Source organism: Mycobacterium sp. (assembly GCF_035499775.1).
Lineage (GTDB): Bacteria > Actinomycetota > Actinomycetes > Mycobacteriales > Mycobacteriaceae > Mycobacterium.
This window is the reverse complement of the sequence record NZ_DATJYB010000250.1, coordinates 1-18,255: the sequence shown is the minus strand read 5'-3', so window position 1 is coordinate 18,255 and position 18,255 is coordinate 1. Positions and strand designations below refer to the sequence as shown.

Here is an 18,255-nt window from a genome sequence, read left to right as displayed (position 1 = left end):
GCGGTTTGGGCGAGTCCCACCGCCCAGAATCCATCATGACGCGCGGGCGCCCCCTCTGCCAATCGTGCGGTACTATGGGCGGAAGGCGATGAAGCTCGCCTCAACCGCCGCTCCGGCTAATGGCTTCTACCGATGAGATGACTCACGGTGGAAGGCGGGGAGCGCAAATGGCGGCGTTTAGCAGCATCCTTGATCCCAGTGCTGGCGGCGTGACTGGTGCTGAGGCACCACCTGATTGTTTTGCCGACTTGCACCTCGACGAAATCATCGCCACTGTGACCGCGGGACATGACGACAGTGATCTCGCCGGCTTCTTCTACACACCGCCGCATGACCTGGCGACGGTGCATTACCGACAGCAGATATTTCGTGATCTCGACAACGGCGAAACTTGGCGATGTATACGTAATTTCGTTGACGGCATGCGCTCGGTACGAGGCCGACTCCAGGTAGCCAGAAATGTCTGGCATCACCTGCAGCGGCAGGGCTGGTTGATCGATGCGGTCGAAACGTATTGCCAGACGGTGGCGCTGCTCCGCAGCGACCTCGCCCACATCCCATTGAGTTCGCAGGGCCTGCGCAACTTCGCCGACCACGTGACACGTTACGTCGAGAGCGAAGCGTTGCATACTTTGGTCGCCGACACCGAGGCAGTGCAGGATCGACTGCACAAAGTGCGCTATCTCGTCCACGTGCAAGGCCTCAGGGTCGATGTCGAGAAGTTTGACGAACAAACCGATTACAGCTCAGAGGTCGCCAAGAAATTCGAGCGGTTCGCCACCGAGGTCAGCAAGGACTATCACGTTTCCCTGCCGGATTTCAAAGACATGAACCACGTGGAGGAACAGATCCTCGAATGCGTCGCCAAACTTCACCCCGAGGCGTTCACGCTGCTCAACGACTTCTGCCGTCGGCACGAACACTTTATCGAACCCGTCATAGCCAGATTCGATCGCGAGATCCAGTTCTATCTGTCATATCTCGCCCTCAGTCGGCACATCACCACGGCCGGGCTAACCTTCGGCTATCCCGAGGTGACTGGCGAATCCGGTGTAATGCATGCAGAGGACGCATTTGATCTGGCGCTGGCAATCAACGCGGGGCAAGACGACCAACCCGTTGTTCCTAACGACTTTCACTTGTCGGAATCGGAGCGAGTCTTCGTCGTCACCGGCCCGAATCAGGGCGGAAAGACTACATTCGCCCGAACCGTCGGCCAATGCGCCTACCTTGCGTCGCTGGGCTGCCCAGTACCTGCCCGCAGCGCCCGACTGTCGCTGCCTGACCAGATCTACACCCACTTCGAACGTCGCGAGGACTTGTCGACGCTGCACGGAAAACTCGACGACGAATTGGTGCGCATCCACGACATCCTTTCGCGCGCCACTAATGCCAGCGTCATCATCATGAATGAGAGCTTCTCGTCGACGACCGTCAACGACTCGCTGCTGATCGGCAGCGAGGTGCTCACACGCATCGCCCAGCTGCGCTGTGTTGCCGTCTACGTCACCTTCCTGGACGAGTTGTCAACGCTTGATCCCGTTTGCGTAAGCATGGTCGGCGAAGTAGCCCAAGATGATCCGACTCAACGGAAGTTCAAGTTCAGCCGCCGGCCCGCTGACGGCATGGCCTACGCCGCCGCTCTGGCCGAGAAATACGGGCTGAGCCAACGTGGATTACGGCAGAGGATCAGCCGATGAAGGTGCGACTATTACATCCCGGACGCGACATCGACCTGGAGCCGCGGCTGCCGTGGCAATTGCAGGACCTCGTCGATCAAGATCTTGAGCTGCTGCGGCTTTACCGAGCGATGGCCGCCGGCGACGAATTCTTACTAGAGACCGCCAAAAAGGTGGTGCCGTTGTCTGTCATCGACCCCGACATCATCGTCTACCGCCAGCAGGTGTTGGCTGACTGCATAGCCAATTGCGCTGTGGTGCAACAGATGTATCATGTTGCTGTAGATGCGGTCCAAGTTCTGCGCAAGGTGTTCCTCGGGGGATTGATGTCTCGCAACCCGCAGAGCATCCTGCTGCGCTCCGTGCGGATTCTGGAACTGCTGGGCGCGAACCTCCGGCAATTGCGGGGCCTGTGCGACGCGCATGCCGACGGATTCAGCTCGCCGGGTTTTCGCCAGTTGCTCGCATCGATCCGCGAGCAGGTCTGCGACGACTACCTAGCGCAGCTCGACGCAGACCTTCGTGAGCTGCATCTCCCGCGAGGTGTCCTGCTCAGCGCTGCACTCGGAGCCGGTAACAAGGGCGTCGGCTACCTGCTGCATCAGGCGACCCGGCGGGGTTGGTGGGACAAGTTGACCGGAAACCGCGCCGGAGGTTGCGGATTCGTCGTTGACGACCGCGACGAGGCCGGTGCGCAGGCTCTTACTGAACTGGCTGCGCGCGCCATCAACGACATCGCCAACACCGTCACTCAATCCGCTGACCACGTCCAGGGATTCTTCGCACGGCTGCGCACCGAGCTCGGTTTCTATCTGGGATGCGCGAACTTGCATGAGCGCCTCACCAAAATCCGCGTGCCCACCTGCTTTCCGGTTCCCACACCGATTGGCTCGCCGCAGTTCTGCTGTCGTGATCTGCGTGACGTGGGATTGTGCCTGACCGTGACCAGACCGATAGTCGGCAACGACATTGATGCCGAGGCGAAGTCGTTGATGGTGGTCACCGGTGCCAACGAAGGCGGCAAGTCGACGTTCTTACGTAGCGTGGGTGCTGCGCAGGTGATGATGCAGGCCGGCATGTTCGTTACCGCTGCAGCATTTCGTGCCGACGTCCGTGACGGCGTCTTCACGCACTTCAAACGGGAAGAAGATGCCACCCTCACACACGGAAAGCTCGACGAAGAGCTTTCGCGCATGAGTTCGATCGCCGACTTCGTGGGCCCGACCTCGATGCTGCTGTGCAACGAGTCGTTTGCCTCGACAAACGAGCGCGAAGGTTCACAGATCGCACGAGACATGTTGTGCCCCATGGTCGAATGCGGGGTAAAGGTCGTTTTCGTCACCCACCTGTTCGACCTCGCTCACAGCTTGAGCTCGCGACACGATCCTGCTGACCTATTCCTGCGCGCCGAGCGCCGGCCTGACGGCGTCCGGACTTTCCGATTGACACCTGGCCAGCCAGAACCGACCAGCTACGGCGAGGACTCGTTTCGGCGAGTCTTCGGTAGTGTCCCGCACGCCGATCTCGGCCGCCAATCAGCGCGGGCCGGCTGACATCGCGCTCTGGCAGACGTCGTTCTCGCTGCGACAGGTCCCGTAACTCGAAGGGAGACAATCCAAATCATGAGTGACGACGACAGCGCGCTACAACAAGTTGGCGGTCAGGCCGAACAAACGGTCGACCGCGGCGACAGCAATGGGGGCGGCCACGAGCACCCGCCGACGGAAATGCCGCAGCCCGACGAATCGCACAAAGAAGCGGCCCGCGAAATGATGAGAACCACTTACCAAGAGCGGCCGACGGTGGTCCTGCCCGGATCCGGCGGAACGGTTTCAGGCACGGCGATCAACGATTGGCTCGACGACGACGGCAATTCCAAATACGCCGACGATGAGGACGCCCCGGCGGCTCAGGCCGAGTCGAATGATCAGCTACACGACGACGGGCTGGACGAGGATCAGATAGCCAAAGACAAGGCGTTCAACGATCGAGCGCGTAACGATCGGGCGAACTGGGACGAGGCGGCCGCAGACGAGGAAGCCGCCGGCGAATAGCTACTAACACTAACCAGGGCGACGAGCACGACCGTGGGAGGCTTGGCCACCACTGCGGGGACGCAACATTCCAGCAGCGACGACGGTTACCGCCATCCATGCGGCCGCATACCCGAACGCCACCGCGGGCGACACGAGTGTGTAGAGCACTCCTGCTACCACCGTCGCGACCACGTCACCCATAGCCTGAACAGCGCCCAGTACGCCGAATCCGGTGCCGCGAAGACGATCTGGAAGCAGCTGGGAAATTACCGCCGACTGAGTCGGCTCGGCGAGTCCGATGCCCGCTCCAGCAAGAGCAAAACCCACCGCGACTAGGAGCGCACTGTGCGTTCCGGCCGCGAACATCGCATAGGCGATGACGTAAACGCCGGCACCGGTCGCGAAAGCTGCACGCGGCCCGGTCCGGTCGTACCACCGCCCCGCTGCCAGCGAAGCCATCGTCGCGACGACGTTATGGGCTGCGTAGATCAGGATCGCAAGCGATGCTGCCGCAGCAAATGGGCGCTGCGGTGAAATCAGAAGCTGTGTCGCACGAAGTATCAACAAAGTTGTCGCAAGGTTGCCGAACTCGAATACCGCGACGGGCAGCAGCGCCCGGAGCATACCGGCGTCGCGCAATGCCCGGAATTCGAACCGCTGCAGCGAAGTTTCGCCATCGGCATCGATGCGTCGACGGGACTCGCGGGCGGCGACGATGATCGCCACTGCGGCGAACAGCCCGGGGATGGCTGCGAGGTAGAGCGCCGGCCGCACGCCCAGCCAGGCCACCAATCCCGCAGCGAGCAATGGACCGAGTACCGCACCCAGGTTGTCGCCCGCGCGTTCGAGGCCGAATGCGCGACCACGAGCCGACGTCGGGCTCAACGACGCCAGCAGTGCATCGCGCGCCGGTGACCGCAGGCCACGAGACAACCATGCCGCGGCACGCAGTATGCCAACCTGCCAAACCGTCGTGGCCGCGCCGATCGCTCCGGTCGCCACAGCTGTCCCCAGGTATCCACCCGAGGCGGTTCGTCCTCTTCTGTCGGGGTCGTTGGCGAGTGGGCCGCCGACCAGCTTCATCACCCCGACCAAGGCGTCGCTGATTCCGTCGATGACGCCAAGTGCCGCCGCCGATGCGCCCAATGTGCTGGTCAGGAATGCCGGCAAGACTGACGTCGTGATTTCATGACCGGTGTCTGAGAAGAAGCTTGCCGCTCCTACGGCACCGACCCCGGGTGTGAGCCATGTCCCCTCGGATTCGTCGGCCACATCACGGCGGCCGTCGTCGGCGGTCATGGCTTGAACCAACCATGAGTGAGGCTCTGGTCCAACGCGACTCTCCTTGCCCTCTCGGCCAATAATGCGATGCGACTGGCGCAGTGAGCGACATCTTCGAATTGTCCAGCACACCTCCAAGTCCGCGTTAGGGCTAGGACCGGGTTCGGGTCAGGTGACACGCCCCTGCCCTGCCCGAACGACCCGACCGCCGATGTCAATCCAGCCGTTCGGGGTCCATCTAGTGTGTATCGATGATCCTTTGCCCTGGGTGATGGTCAGGTCGCGGCTGAGATATTCGCTGATGCGTATCGCCGCGGCGCCTGTGGCTTCATCTTCGTGTACGCCTAACTCCGGTGCAAACGCGCGAGAGCGCAGCTGTCCGGCCTCGCTGTCGATCCACGCCCATATGTAGTGTGGGAAGCCGTCGGAGTAATCGCTGGGATCGGCTTCGATGACATCTTGGGGCGACATCAGTTCATGCATAACGAATTCCGGAGTCCATTCGGCGAATGCTCGGATGATGGCCAGATCCCCGGCGTGATCGACTTCGACGACGCCGGCCGGGAGTCGGATGCTGCGAACCGGTGTTCCGTGGTTGCGCAACCACCATGCCGCTCCTATGGTCGGGTGGCCCACGAACGCCGACTCGACCGCAGGGGTGAAGATGTGCGCCCCGGCGGTGGTGCTGCCGGGCTTGGGCAGATCGACGAAAATTGTTTCGCTGTAACCGAGTTGGGCAGCTATATGCTGCCGGTCGGACGGTGACACATCGGCGGCGTCAACGACGCCGAGAAGATTTCCGAATCTGCCGTTAGCGTCGGTGAATACCCGCAGCACAGTAACGTTCGTCGCCATCGGTGTTCAACTCCTTGCGTCATCGGGCGCCAAGCGCGGCGAGCAGGTAAGCAATGAGGACGACGACAAACACGTAGAGCAGGTACAAGTTGACGTCACCGGATTGGATTGGCGTTACCAGACGAGCGCAGTATTCTACGGCCGCAACGACCGGGCGATAGAGATAGCGCTGGAACAACGGCGTCACCTCAGCCTCGTAATGCACCGGCCCGGACCTGCCGGCAGGTTCATCCGATGCCCGCTGCAAGGTGACCGTCGGTTGATACAGGCGATCAAAGGTGACTCGCACCGGTGCGGCAAATGTCATGGCCGAGTACTGCATTCGTGGTTTGAACGCGACGATCCCACCGTCCCACACCGATGTGCGCCGGCTGGGCGCCTTCGGTCGTCCAGCCATGTAGATTGCGGCCGGTACGATCAACACCATCACGAGAAATGCTGTCAGGTAGGTTGGGGAGAACGCGGAAAAGTTCGTATTGGCAGGAATGATGGTCAATTTGTCGATCAGCACACGCGGCAGCAGATCTTGCGACGTGATGGTGCGGACGGCACGCCCGATCGCGGTGATCACCAGTGGCGCGCCGACACCGAGGGCCACACATGCTGCCGCCAAAATTCCCGGCCCGAGCACAGGCTGTCCGGATTCCTCGGCATCAGCAGCATCTTTGGTGCGGGGCATACCAAGGAAGGGAATGCCGAATGCGCGCACAAACGCGCAGACAGCCAAGCCTCCGGTGAGTCCCAAACAGGCGGCGGCCACGACGATCAAGATCCCGACAAGGTGACTCGGTATGCGAAAGCCCTGAAACAGCCCTTGGAAAATCAGCCATTCGGAGACGAAGCCGTTCAGTGGTGGAAGCGTCGCGATTCCGAGGGTGCCAATCATGCTGATCACCGCGGTGCGTGGCAAGCGGTGAATCAGGCCGCCGAGCCGGTCCATGTCGCGGGTACCGGTGGCGTGTTCGATAACGCCAGCCTCCAGGAACAGCAACGTCTTGTAAATCCCATGGTTGGCCACGTGATACAACGCGGCTAACAAAAGAAATGCGCCCAGCATCGGTTGGCCGTAAGAGGTGAAGGTCATCCCGGCCCCGATGGCGATCGCAATGACTCCGACATTCTCGATCGTCGAATAGGCAAGGAACTTCTTGATGTCCCGTTCGGTGAGCGCGTAGAGGATGCCGAGTACGGCGGTGAGGGCACCCAGTCCCATCGTGATCAGCCCCCACCACGCCGGGCCGGTGTTAAGCAGTTCGCAGGTGAACAGCACGATGCCGTAGACGCCGAGTTTGACCACCATTCCGGACAAGAAGCCGGAACCGTCGGCGGGGGCTACGGGGTGTGCTTCGGGCAGCCATACGTGCAGCGGCACCAGACCCGCCTTGAATCCGAACCCGGTCAGCGCCAGCAGGAATACCGTGTCACGAATCCCTGGTGAGATGTGTTGCGAGCGTGCGGCGATCACGGCGAAATCGGTACTGCCTGCGTGCGCGGCGAGAAGTAGGAACGCCGCAACGATCAAGCCGAAGCCGACTTCAGAGAGCGCAAGGAACCAGAATGCACCGGCGGCGACTCCGTCTCGGCGTTGATGGCGCAGAATCATCAGATAGCACAACAACGCCATCGATTCCCAAGCCACGAGGAACAGCACCACGGTGCCCGCCAGCAGTACGGTTAGCGAGGCCAGCAGGGCCAGATGATAGATGGCGAGGTACAGCGAGGTGCCGCGGCCCGAAGCATGGTATCGCGGTGAATAGCAGGCAATGCCGATCGCTATGCCACCCAGCACCGCCACGAACACGCCTGCCGGCGGCGTCAGTCGCAGCGTCACAGCACCGACGATGTCGTTGCCGCCCAACGTCTTCTCTACCGAGCCCTCGGGCATAAGCAACAGGCCGATCCCGCCGACGAGCGCTGCAAATCCACCCGTGCCGCCAAGGGCAGCCGAAATCCATTGGGAGGCGCGTGTTGAGATGAGTGCAGTTATCGCGGCCGCAATCCAAAACGACGCGGCGGTGCCAAGCAGAACGCATTCGATCACGTCGGTCCACCTCCATTCACAAAGGACAGTGCGGACACCTTCTCGGCCAGTCGACCGACGGCGACCAGTAGCCCCTGCAGCAGCGCTATGGGACTCGGCGGGCAGCCGGGCACGTAGACGTCGACGGGGAGCACTGCGTCGATGGCACCGTGGGCGATAGGGTCAGTGGGATATACCCCGCCGAGCGCGCAGGCACCAACGGCCATAACGAGTTTGGGCTCAGGCGTGGCATCGTAAGTCTTGCGGAGCGCCACGTCGAACGCACGCACCGCCGGCCCGGTCACCATCAGGATGTCGGCGTGACGGGGGGCCGGGGTGAAAAAGAACCCGAGCCGGTGCAGATCGTAGTGTGGTGCGGTAAGCAGCCGGATCTCCTGCTCACACGCCGCGCACGAGCCGGTGTCGACGGTGCGGATGTGCAGGCTCCGCCCGAACAGCTTGCCTACACTGCGGCGCAGATTCTCCGCAATCGGTCCGGCGTCTTCGTCGACCGTCAGGTCTAGTTCTGCTGCGGTTGACGTATTTTCCATGGGGAGCCTTCCTGTCATTTCGATTCGGTTGCTCGAACGCGTCGGATCAACGAAATAGGCGGGAGATTTCTATATAGAGCGGGATCCCGATCGTGACGTTGTAGGAAAACGTCAAGCCCAGCGATGCGGCCAGCGGCAGCGTCGGGCTGGCCTCGGGGATCGCCAGGCGCTGGACCGCGGGAACGGCAATGTAAGACGCCGCGCCGCACAGCACCGCGAAGAGCACGTAGGTTCCGGGGGCGAACGCGGTGTGGGTGAGATAGGCGTAGCCATGGGCGACGCTGATTCCCAGTGCTGCAAAAAGGTTGGGTGCCAACAGACCAAAAATGATGAAGCCGAAACCCGCCGAGCGCAGGTCCTTGAGCTTGCGGGAGGCGGTCATGCCCATCTCCAGGAGGAACAGGCACAACGCGCCCTGAAACGCTGATACGAAGAAGTTGTCGTCGTCGTGGATCACCTTCTGTCCCTGCAGACCACTGACGAAGCCGACGATGATGGAGCCGATGAGAAGAACGAGCCCTGGATTGAGCAACACCTCCCGCAGAGTGGGTGCCGAGCTGTGCTCAGTCATCCCCTGTCGGTCCGCATGTATTCGTTCCGGGCGCTCCCGCTGTTGCCGCGGGAGTTCTGGCTGGCCCTTCGCCTGTCGGTACTCATCGTGCAAGGTCTGGCCGTACGCTGGCCGTGTGGGGGTCCCGGGCCCCGCTCCGACCGGCTCCGGCGGCCTGTAGCCGGGCTCACCGGGCATGTTGCCGGCCGCGTCCATGCCTCGGCTGCGTAGTCGCGCGACCAGGTACAGCGCAACCAGGCAGCCGGGAATCTCCATGACCGCCAACATCACTGGCATGTAGGCGTTGAACGCGATGCCGAGGCTGGTCAGCACGGCCACGCAGGTAGCGAAGGTTCCGGCGGAGTCCGAACCGTAGTAGCCCGCGACTGTCGCCCGGTCGACTCTGCGCATAGCGCTCATCCACCTCAGCAGCAAGTAGGCGAGAATGCCGATCAGGAAGTTCAATACGAACCCCAGGACCAAGAAGCCCGCGATGCCGCCGATGTTGGCCGGCTTGATCTGGGCGAGTTCCACTCCCCCATGCCAGCCGATAGCCAGCAGCAGGTACATCGTCAGTCCCTGGTAGATCACCTGCGGGAATTCGAACTGGACCTTCAAAATCGGGATGAGAAACCCGAAGTAGAAGAACAGCAGCAATGGCTTGAAGAGGTTGTGGGTGAAGTTGTGCCAGAACTCATCAAGCATGGATCTCTCCTGGGATCGAAGCGTGGACAGGCGAAGTGGACAGCGTGGGTACGCATATCGCGTCACCGGCCCAACCGGAGATGGGCTGCGATCTCATTGCGTCAACCGCGACATGGGGGGTGGTTTGTTTCATCAGATTGGCCCTCGCGGTGATGCTTTCCGCAACGAGACCACCTTGATCAACGCGCTTCGGGAAGTGGCGGCCAGCTCAAACACACCGCTGGGACGCACCGCTGCGGGTGCGGCCGCTAAACAGCGGCCGCAGGCGGTGCAGGCGCCGACGTCATAGATAAGAGCGTGGTCAATGCGTTGCAGCGCGGAACTCGGGCAGATTGCCACCAGCCGGTCAGCCACTTCGGTATCCAGCTGCGATGCATCGAACACCGGCGGGCTGGGCAGCTCGCGAGTGAAGGGTTCCGGGGCACCGCGGGGGTAACGCGTCGTGACCACGCCCCGGCGCAATCCACGAAGAAACCACAGAGCCATCAGCGTGCCCTCCCGGCCGCGGTGAGCCAGAAGCTGGCCTCGATGATCGGAATGTCGGTGAAGACGTTCTGGGAGCGGGCTGCATCGCCGAAGGCACGCCAATTGCGCACGGCCGCAGGACGCAACCTGCTTCGAAGAATCCGCCCGTTCGAATCGAGATTGACCCACACCAGCGCCTCGCCGCGTGCTGATTCCGCCCAGCCGAGTCCGGATCCGGCTCGCTGCGGAATTGGCAGAGGTTGGCCACTGACTGTGGAGTCTGAAAGAGCGAGCTCGTCGATAAGCCGCAGCGACTCCTCGATTTCGGCTAAGAACACCTGGTATCGAGCCCGGACGTCGCCGCTGCTGCCGAGCGCGAGCCGCACGGGGTGGTCGCCATACGGCGGCTGTGGATGGTCGCGGCGCGTGTCGATACCACGGCCACTCGCGCGCGCCACCGGACCGACGAGGCCAAGCAAACCGGCCTGCGCCGCGGTGACGATGCCGGTGGCCTCCAGACGGTCGAGGAAGGAGTTGGTGCTGTTCAACGCGTCGGTGACACGTCGTAGATCACCGCACACCGGGCGGGTCTCGGCGCTGAGGGCTGCCAAATCTACTCCGCGCGTGACGCCCCCGATGTCGATGACGCCGAATAGATAGCGGTGTCCGAAGAATCGTGCGCCCAATCGTAGGAGTTGCTCGAGGACGATTTCGCTGCCCGCTTGGCCAACCGCAAGGCCGGTGGATTGACACAGTGCTGCGATCGCCGCGACATGGTTATAGAGCCGCTCGACTTCTGTTGCCGCGGCGCGGATTCTGCTGGCTGCTGGTGAGACCTTGAGCCCAAGCGCAGTTTCGGTGGCCGCGGCGAACGCCCAGGCGTGCGCGACCGCGGACAGACCCTCCGCGCGTTCCACGACGAATAGCGCTTGCCGCGGGTGCATTCCACGTAGTCGCCATTCAATTCCGCGGTACTTGTGCCAGGTGAACAGGTACAGGTCGACTACTTCTTCGCCGCTGGTGACCAGGCCGTAGTAGAGTGACTCCAGGCCAGCCGCTCGTACCGGTCCGTACGGAAATTCGAAGGCTGACCCGCCGACAGCGTGCGGGGCGCGGACGTCGGCGGGTTCATCGACGGGCGCTCGGCCCACGCGGGGGAAGTCGAGTTCTGCATGTGGGGGGAGCGCGATTCGGTTCAGCGGGCCACTTCCGGCGGGGCGCAGGCCGAACTGTTCGTAGATCTCACACTCCTCAACGAAGGCGGCCGGTTCGATGATCGACAGTGACGGATATTCGGTCGTAGCACAGGGTGTTTCGGTTAGCAGGTAGCAGCTTGCGTCGGCGTCGAGCGCCCACGTCAACCGCAATACCGGGTCCGCGCCAGGTTCGTGATCGGCGAACATGTCGGCCATGCGGGCGCTGGCGGTCAGCCGTTGTATGGTGTCCGGCAGCTCGCTGACCGGGACAAAGGCGCGAATAACGTTGTCGTCCTGCACTATTGGAGCTCGACCGGGTAGTGCTGCCTGCCAGACGGTGGAATCGACACTGGTCATCCCAGGGCTCCGATCGATTCGAGGATCATGGTGTGCAACCCGGCGGGTATCCATAAGCCCAGCACCAGCAGGGCGGCGATGCCGGCGACAATCGGCAGTGCCGCCAGCACTCTTTGTTCGCCGGCTACGTAGGGGCGCAGTACTTGGCTTCGTACGTCGGGCTCTCCAAGAATCATCGGCATGGTCCGACGAGCGAACGCGACGAAGGCGATGACCAAGAGCAGCAACAGGGCCAACGGAAGCCACAGACCGCCATGCGCGAAACCTGCACGAAGAATGGTCAATTCAGAGAGGAATAGGCCGAAGGGCGGTGAGCCGAGGATGGAGAATGTCGCAAGCATCAGCACGGTACCAGTGAGTGGGAGGGTGGTGAGTAAGCCGCGCACTTTTGTCGCTTCGCGGGTCCGATACCCAAGTACGACGTCGCCGCTGGTGAGGAACAGGACCGCCTTGCCGATCGCGTGGTTCAGCGTGTGCAACATGGCGCCATAGAGGCCGAGTTGGCCACCGAATCCGAGTGCGATCGCGATGATACCCATATGCTCGACCGACGAGTACGCGAACAGGCGTTTGAAATTGATGGTGGTGACTAGGAATAGCACCCCGATCAACACCGATGCGAACCCGAATGAAAGCATTACCACCTGCACGTAGTGCGTGCCGAGGCCGATTCGGGCAATAGCCAGGAATCGGATGATTGCGTACATCCCGGTGTTCAGCAATGCCGCGGACAGCATCGCACTGGTCGGGCTGGGGGCCTCGGAGTGCGCGTCGGGTAGCCACGTGTGCATCGGCGCCAATCCCACCTTGGTGCCGTATCCGACCACGCTGAGCAGGAAAGCCAATTTCAGCGCGGGATGCGCTAATTCGGAGGCATGTTGGAACAGGTAGGGCCAGGTCAACCTAAGGTTGTCAGTCAACGGCAGGCCAGTGCCGGAGTAGAACAGGAACATGGTGCCGACGAGTGCGATCGTGACACCGAGCGAGGAGATGATGATGTACTTCCACGCCGCCTCCAGTGAGCTGGCTTGCGCTTCCAGACCCACCAACGCAGCGCTGGCCAGCGTGCTCGCCTCGATCAGCACGAACAACATGCCTAGGTTGCCGGTGCTCAGGGAGGCCAGCATCAGCGAGGCGAATCCGCCAAAGAATCCGAAGTACATGCGAACTTGCACAGAGCTGAGTTCCCCTGAGATCTCTTGCACCCGAAGATAAGCCGCCGAGCCGAGTGAGGACAGGAGCACTACCACGGCCACGGTGAACAGAAAGAACGCGCTCAGTCCGTCGACGTAGACGAAGCCTGACAGACTCGACAGCACCCGGTGGCCGGCTATCCAGAAAAGCAGCCAGATTGATAAGCCGACCGCGCCGCATCCTGCTGCGATTGCCAGATAGCCGGCCACCCGCGCCTGTGCGCCGCCAATCGCGGCCAAAGTAGTCGCCAATGGCAGTAACGTGAGCAGAATTACCAGCGTGGTCATCCCCGCAGCTCCCTTAGCTCCGCTGAACTCGCTTCAGCCAGTTGACGAGCCAGACCCGAGACGAAAACCACCATGATGAGCACGCCCGCAACGATGTCGAGGAAAACTCCTGCCTCGACAATGAACGGAAAGGTGGCCACTAATGTGATCGCCCCCAGAAACACCCCGTTCTCGACCAGCAGCCAACCGATCAGCTGCGCCACGGTGTGACGGCGCACCACCATCACTTCACAGCCGAGCAGAATCATCGCCGTTGACAGCGGGATCACCGCAGCAGCCACCAATCCCGTAGGCAACAGCTGCGGCCGAATCACCAAGTACGAGAACGCAGTCAACGCGCCACCGAGGATGATTGCCGTCGACAATCCGGTCGAGATCGCGACATCGCGTTGGAGCTCTAGGCGCTCGATAAGTAGCCGCCGCGCAGCCGCAGGTATGCCTATGCCCTTGACAGCCAACGTTAAAACGGCCAGTACCCACAATTCGACACGACCGAAGTTGTAGGCCACCACTCCACAGGCGATCGCGAGCAGCCACGACTGTGCGCCGTAATAGGTGAGGTACCGGTTGAAGAGCTTTGAACCCAGACAGGCGAATGCACACAACAGCATCAACACGCCGCACAAGTCGAGCAGCACACCCGCGCCCGAGGTTGCAGTCAGGCTTTCCATACTCATGCTCCGATCACGTATGAAGTCGCGATGCCAACCAAGGCGAGAAGAAAGGAAGCACCTAGGAATTCGGCGATTCGGAAGAACCGCAGCTTGGCAAACGACGTATCGATGACCACGATTACCAGGCCGCAAATCGCGAGCTTGGCCAGTAAAGCTGGAATCGCCAAGAGGCCAGGAATAATCGAGTTGGCATTGCCCAGGCCCCACGGCATCACGAACACATTCATGAATACCGACGACAGCAAAAACAGCTTCATCCAGGAACCCCACTTCACCAGGGCATAGGACCGGCCCGAGTATTCGAGTGCGCGGCCTTCCTCGATCATCGAGATCTCAATCGATCCCGTCGGGCTATCGATCGGGATGCGTCCGTTTTCCACCAAAACAAGCAGGAAGAATGCGACCGTACCTAACAGGTGTGTGGGCAGTACCAGAACGTAGGGCGACTCGGCCACTGCATGATTCATCAAATAGGGGTTGTCTGAAGCCGATACGGCCCCCACCGTGAAGAAGACCAGAATCAATGCCGGTTCGGCCAGGCTGCCAATCCAGCTCGCGCGACTCGCTCCCAAGCCGCCCAGTGGGCTGGCGGTATCCAAACCGGACAGCGAGATTACAAACGACGCTAGTGTGAGGACAAACGCACCACCGATGAGATCGGCTAGAAAGGCAAGCGGCAAAGGCTCATTGGTGATGATAGGTACGACTGCCGACACTGTGAGATAACAAGCGAACGCAGCGAACGGGGCCCCGCGGAACACCCATGAAGCCTGATCGCTGACTGCACTGGATTTGTGCAGCCACTTCGCCAGGTCACGATAGGGCTGCAGGACACTAGGACCCCGCTTGGACGCCACGATCGCCTCGGCGCGTGCCAGAGTCCCGGAATACAGCGGAGCCAGCGCGATGACAACTAGGCTCTGCAGAATCTGCAGGAGCACAGCACCATACATAAACAGCTCCTACCCTGTCGGGGTGGGTTGCGTGTCGACAACCCACGGGTAGAAGCCATTAGCGCCGTTTGGCCGGCCGGGTCGACCGGGCCACAGTGCGTAGAGCGAGCCCCATCGCTTTATTGCATGTACAGCAGACTTTACACACATAGGCCCGCGGTGAACACCCGAACGTGCAGGTGTCTGTCGGCGACTGGTAGCTGCGCCGCCGGGTCAGGACTCCCGCCTTATGCGAAACCCGAACAATGCCACTCCATCACCGTCTACGAACACGCCGTCGGCGGCGAGCACATCCGCGCCAGCCCTCGATCTGCGCCGCGTGTCAACCTTCAGATGGTCGACGGCGGCAGCTCCACCGGCGGCTGCACGCGCGGCTTCGTAGCTGTCATAGGCAGCGACAGTGTCCGATCGGCCCGTACAAGTGTCCGCGAAATTCGTGACCGTCAGCACGTACATTCCGGACTCCAGTCCTCCTGGCTAACGACAACAATGCGACACCAGCAGGGGGCGATTCTCGAGAGCTGGTGGGGCGGCTCAACCCATCGGCGGTGTGTCGGACTCCACCCGCTCGAGGAGCCGACCGCAAGGCCAGCTGCTTGGCGAGTGTCATGTCGACGCAGATCACCACGGCTCGGCCTTCGACGCCAGGGCCACAACGGCCGCCTGGAAGGTACCGCAGTCGGCGAGCCGGCGATGCTGCCCCGTCCCATTCGCGATCCATCGTCTACCGCTGCGCCTGACACGGCCGACGACCACGCCGTCGACGGCGACCACCTGGATGACCGAGCTGTGCGGGAATAGTCGTGTCCATTGCAGCGAGGACGTTTCTGCCAGTCGCCGCGCGGCGCATTCCTCGCAGACCCGCCACTTCTCTCGATAGAGGATGCGCTCGGCGTCCTTGATCACTTCGATATCAGGGGAATTGCGGGTGTCCATGGCTCCTCCCTCGCGTCAACGAAGACACGTGTCTGCGAACAGCACGTGTTGCGGGGTAGAAGCCATCAGCGCCGGATGGCGCAATGTGGTGGCGGAGCCTCATCGCCGGCCGCGAAACCGTTCTCGCGGTTGGCTTCGACGGTAGCAGAAGAGCAACGCGGCGGGCTAGGCTTGGGGACAGACTTGGCGGTGGGACCCGCCAACCAACCGCGGCCCACACCACTGGGCGGTCGCCAATGGTCCCTGCAGACGAGTACTAACCCGTAGAGGGAGACCGTTGTGCAGTGGATTTACCAACTGAATCGGGCGCGTGTGGTGCGCGGCGAAAAGGTCGTCGTCGACGACGTCACGCTCTCGTTTCTGCCGGGTGCCAAGATCGGCGTCGTCGGGCCAAACGGCGCGGGGAAGTCGACGTTGCTGCGGATGATGGCTGGGCTCGAGCGGCCGTCGTACGGGGACGCGCGACTGGCGCCGGATGCTTGTGTCGGGCTGCTGGCGCAGGAGCCTGTGTTAGACGAAACGCAGACCGTGCTGGGCAATATTCGTGCTGCGGTCGCCGACACCGAGGCATTGCTAACCCGGTACGGCGAGGTCACCAAGCGCCTAGCCGACGAGGTCAGCAACGACGACTTGATTTCCGAAATGGGTTCGCTGCAAGAGCAATTGGATCGCCGCGACGCGTGGGATCTCGACGCTCGTCTCGAGCAGGCCATGGACGCGCTGCGCTGCGCGCCGCCCGACGCCGACGTCAAAGATCTCTCCGGTGGAGAACGGCGTCGGGTGGCGTTGTGTCGCTTGCTGTTACAGCAACCGGACCTGCTGCTGCTCGACGAGCCAACCAACCATCTCGACGCCGAAAGCGTGCAATGGCTCGAGCAGCACCTGGCTGACTACCCGGGAACGGTCGTCGCCGTCACGCATGACCGCTACTTCTTAGATAATGTCGCGGGCTGGATTCTCGAGCTCGACCGCGGCCACGCCTTTCCGTACCAAGGAAACTACGCAACCTACCTGGAGACCAAGGCCGCGCGCCTACAGGTGGAGGGCCGGAAGGACGCCAAGCGGTTGCGTCAGTTGCGGCGCGAGCTGGACTGGGTGCGGTCCGGAGCCAAGGCCCGCCAGGCGAAAAGCAGTGCGCGCCTGCGCCGCTACGAGGAGATGGCGGCCGAAGCCGTGAAGCCTCGCCAGTTCGACTTCGACGAGATCCATATCCCGCCCGGCCCGCGACTGGGCGGTCTGGTTATCGAGGTTGACCATGTGAACAAGGCGTTCGGTGACCGCGAATTGTTCTCTGATTTGGCGTTTTCATTGCCGCGCAACGGAATCGTTGGCGTCATCGGTCCCAACGGCGTTGGCAAAACGACCCTGTTCCAGATGCTCGCCGGCAACGAAAATCCTGATACCGGCAGGATCCGGACCGGCGAGACGGTGCGGATCGCCTACGTTGACCAGAATCGCGCCCACATCGATCCCAACCGAACCGCCTGGGAAGTCGCCTCGGGCGGCGACGATGTGTTGCAGATCGGCGCGGTGCAGGTGCCATCGCGGGCCTACATCGCCGCGTTCGGCTTCAAAGGTCCCGATCAGCAAAAGCCCGCGCGCCTGTTCTCCGGCGGGGAACGCAACCGACTCAACTTGGCGATGACGCTGAAGCAGGGGGGCAACGTGCTACTGCTGGACGAGCCGACCAACGACTTGGACACCGAAACCCTTGTGTCGCTGGAAAACGCGATCACCGAATTTCCCGGCTGCGTGGTCGTCACCGCGCATGACCGCTGGTTTTTGGATCGCGTCGCCACCCATATGCTTGCCTGGGAAGGCACCCAGACGCGTCCAGCGCAATGGTATTGGTTCGAAGGCAATTACGCTGCCTACCAACAAAACAAGTTCGCAAGGCTGGGCCCAGATGCCGCGCGTCCGCATCGGGTCACTCACCGCCGGCTGACCCGCGACTGAACAGCGAGCGAGCTACAAACCCCACCAGGCGACGACTCGGGCGATCTCGATGTAGAGGGGGATCCCGATGGTGACGTTGTACGAGAACGTCAGACCGAGTGATGCGGCCAGCGGCAACGTCGGACTGGCCTCGGGGATTGCCAACCGCTGCACGGCGGGGACCGCGATGTAGGACGCCGCGCCGCAGAGGATCGCGAACAGTACGTAGGTTCCCGGCTTGAACGTGGTGTGTGTGAAGTACGCGTAGCCGTGGGCTACCACGATCCCCAGCACGGCAAAGATATTCGGCGCCAGCAGACCGAAGAAGATGAACCCGCAGCCAGCCGCTCGCAGGTCCTTCAATTTGCGTGAGGCCGTCATACCCATCTCGAGGAGGAATAGGCAAAGTGCGCCCTGGAAGGCGGACACGAAGAAGGTGTCGTCGTCGTGAATAACCTTCTGACCCTGCAACCCACTGATGAAGCCAATGACAATGGCGCCGACGAGCAGACAGAGCCCGGGGTTGACCAAGACCTCTTTGAATACCGCGACTTTCGGGGTGCGTCGGTCTACTTCAGTCC

General features: G+C 61.9%; 16 protein-coding genes and 2 riboswitches. Of the genes, 4 read left to right on the top strand and 12 right to left on the bottom strand.

Going from position 1 to position 18,255, the window contains the following annotated elements:
- Nucleotides 1-75 precede the first annotated feature (75 nt).
- Nucleotides 76-136: riboswitch (Fluoride riboswitch) on the top strand.
- Between the two features lie 31 nt (nt 137-167).
- The 3 genes from VML93_RS16560 to VML93_RS16550 all read left to right on the top strand — a co-directional run bounded on the left by VML93_RS16560 (nt 168) and on the right by VML93_RS16550 (nt 3,733).
- On the top strand, nt 168-1,700 hold the full coding sequence (locus VML93_RS16560) for a MutS-related protein (RefSeq protein ID WP_325612259.1): 1,533 nt from the start codon (nt 168-170) through the stop codon (nt 1,698-1,700).
- A complete protein-coding gene (locus VML93_RS16555) occupies nt 1,697-3,232 on the top strand; it encodes a MutS-related protein (protein WP_325612257.1) in 1,536 nt (511 codons plus the stop codon). The genes VML93_RS16560 and VML93_RS16555 overlap by 4 nt, the downstream gene beginning before the upstream one ends.
- Nucleotides 3,233-3,301: 69 nt before the next feature.
- Complete coding sequence (locus VML93_RS16550) at nt 3,302-3,733, top strand: hypothetical protein (RefSeq protein WP_325612255.1); 432 nt, start codon at nt 3,302-3,304, stop codon at nt 3,731-3,733.
- A gap of 9 nt (nt 3,734-3,742) precedes the next feature.
- Here VML93_RS16550 and VML93_RS16545 read toward each other — a convergent pair whose 3' ends face one another.
- The 11 genes from VML93_RS16545 to VML93_RS16495 form a co-directional block, all read right to left on the bottom strand.
- The gene (locus VML93_RS16545; RefSeq protein WP_325612254.1) at nt 3,743-5,014 is read right to left on the bottom strand and encodes an MFS transporter; all 1,272 of its coding nucleotides are present in this window, start codon (nt 5,012-5,014) and stop codon (nt 3,743-3,745) included.
- Nucleotides 5,015-5,164: 150 nt separating this feature from the next.
- Entirely contained in the window at nt 5,165-5,851 is a 687-nt protein-coding gene (locus tag VML93_RS16540; protein ID WP_325612253.1) for a PhzF family phenazine biosynthesis protein, read from the bottom strand.
- A gap of 19 nt (nt 5,852-5,870) precedes the next feature.
- A complete protein-coding gene (locus VML93_RS16535) occupies nt 5,871-7,892 on the bottom strand; it encodes a proton-conducting transporter membrane subunit (protein WP_325612251.1) in 2,022 nt (673 codons plus the stop codon).
- On the bottom strand, nt 7,889-8,422 hold the full coding sequence (locus tag VML93_RS16530) for an oxidoreductase (RefSeq protein ID WP_325612250.1): 534 nt from the start codon (nt 8,420-8,422) through the stop codon (nt 7,889-7,891). Before VML93_RS16530 ends, VML93_RS16535 begins: the two co-directional genes overlap by 4 nt.
- Before the next feature lie 46 nt (nt 8,423-8,468).
- Nucleotides 8,469-9,677: a sodium-dependent bicarbonate transport family permease gene (locus VML93_RS16525; protein WP_325612249.1), complete on the bottom strand. Its 1,209-nt coding sequence runs from the start codon at nt 9,675-9,677 to the stop codon at nt 8,469-8,471.
- 132 nt (nt 9,678-9,809) lie between these two features.
- Nucleotides 9,810-10,163, bottom strand: coding sequence for a hypothetical protein (locus VML93_RS16520; protein WP_325612247.1), 354 nt, complete (start codon nt 10,161-10,163; stop codon nt 9,810-9,812).
- A complete protein-coding gene (locus VML93_RS16515; RefSeq protein WP_325612245.1) occupies nt 10,163-11,695 on the bottom strand; it encodes a nickel-dependent hydrogenase large subunit in 1,533 nt (510 codons plus the stop codon). Before VML93_RS16515 ends, VML93_RS16520 begins: the two co-directional genes overlap by 1 nt.
- The gene (locus tag VML93_RS16510) at nt 11,692-13,176 is read right to left on the bottom strand and encodes a proton-conducting transporter membrane subunit (RefSeq protein ID WP_325612244.1); all 1,485 of its coding nucleotides are present in this window, start codon (nt 13,174-13,176) and stop codon (nt 11,692-11,694) included. Before VML93_RS16510 ends, VML93_RS16515 begins: the two co-directional genes overlap by 4 nt.
- On the bottom strand, nt 13,173-13,814 hold the full coding sequence (locus VML93_RS16505) for a hypothetical protein (protein WP_325612242.1): 642 nt from the start codon (nt 13,812-13,814) through the stop codon (nt 13,173-13,175). Before VML93_RS16505 ends, VML93_RS16510 begins: the two co-directional genes overlap by 4 nt.
- Nucleotides 13,815-13,849: 35 nt before the next feature.
- Complete coding sequence (locus VML93_RS16500; protein WP_325612241.1) at nt 13,850-14,803, bottom strand: respiratory chain complex I subunit 1 family protein; 954 nt, start codon at nt 14,801-14,803, stop codon at nt 13,850-13,852.
- 621 nt (nt 14,804-15,424) lie between these two features.
- Nucleotides 15,425-15,739, bottom strand: a complete 315-nt coding sequence (locus tag VML93_RS16495; protein ID WP_325612239.1) for a hypothetical protein — start codon at nt 15,737-15,739, stop codon at nt 15,425-15,427.
- Between the two features lie 49 nt (nt 15,740-15,788).
- Nucleotides 15,789-15,855: riboswitch (Fluoride riboswitch) on the bottom strand.
- A gap of 163 nt (nt 15,856-16,018) precedes the next feature.
- On the opposite strand from VML93_RS16495, the gene ettA reads away from it, so the two are divergent.
- Nucleotides 16,019-17,695: an energy-dependent translational throttle protein EttA gene (gene ettA / locus VML93_RS16490; protein WP_325612237.1), complete on the top strand. Its 1,677-nt coding sequence runs from the start codon at nt 16,019-16,021 to the stop codon at nt 17,693-17,695.
- 12 nt (nt 17,696-17,707) lie between these two features.
- Here ettA and VML93_RS16485 read toward each other — a convergent pair.
- Nucleotides 17,708-18,255, bottom strand: a 548-nt coding sequence (locus VML93_RS16485) for a sodium-dependent bicarbonate transport family permease (RefSeq protein ID WP_325612236.1), incomplete at its 5' end; no start/stop codon positions are given.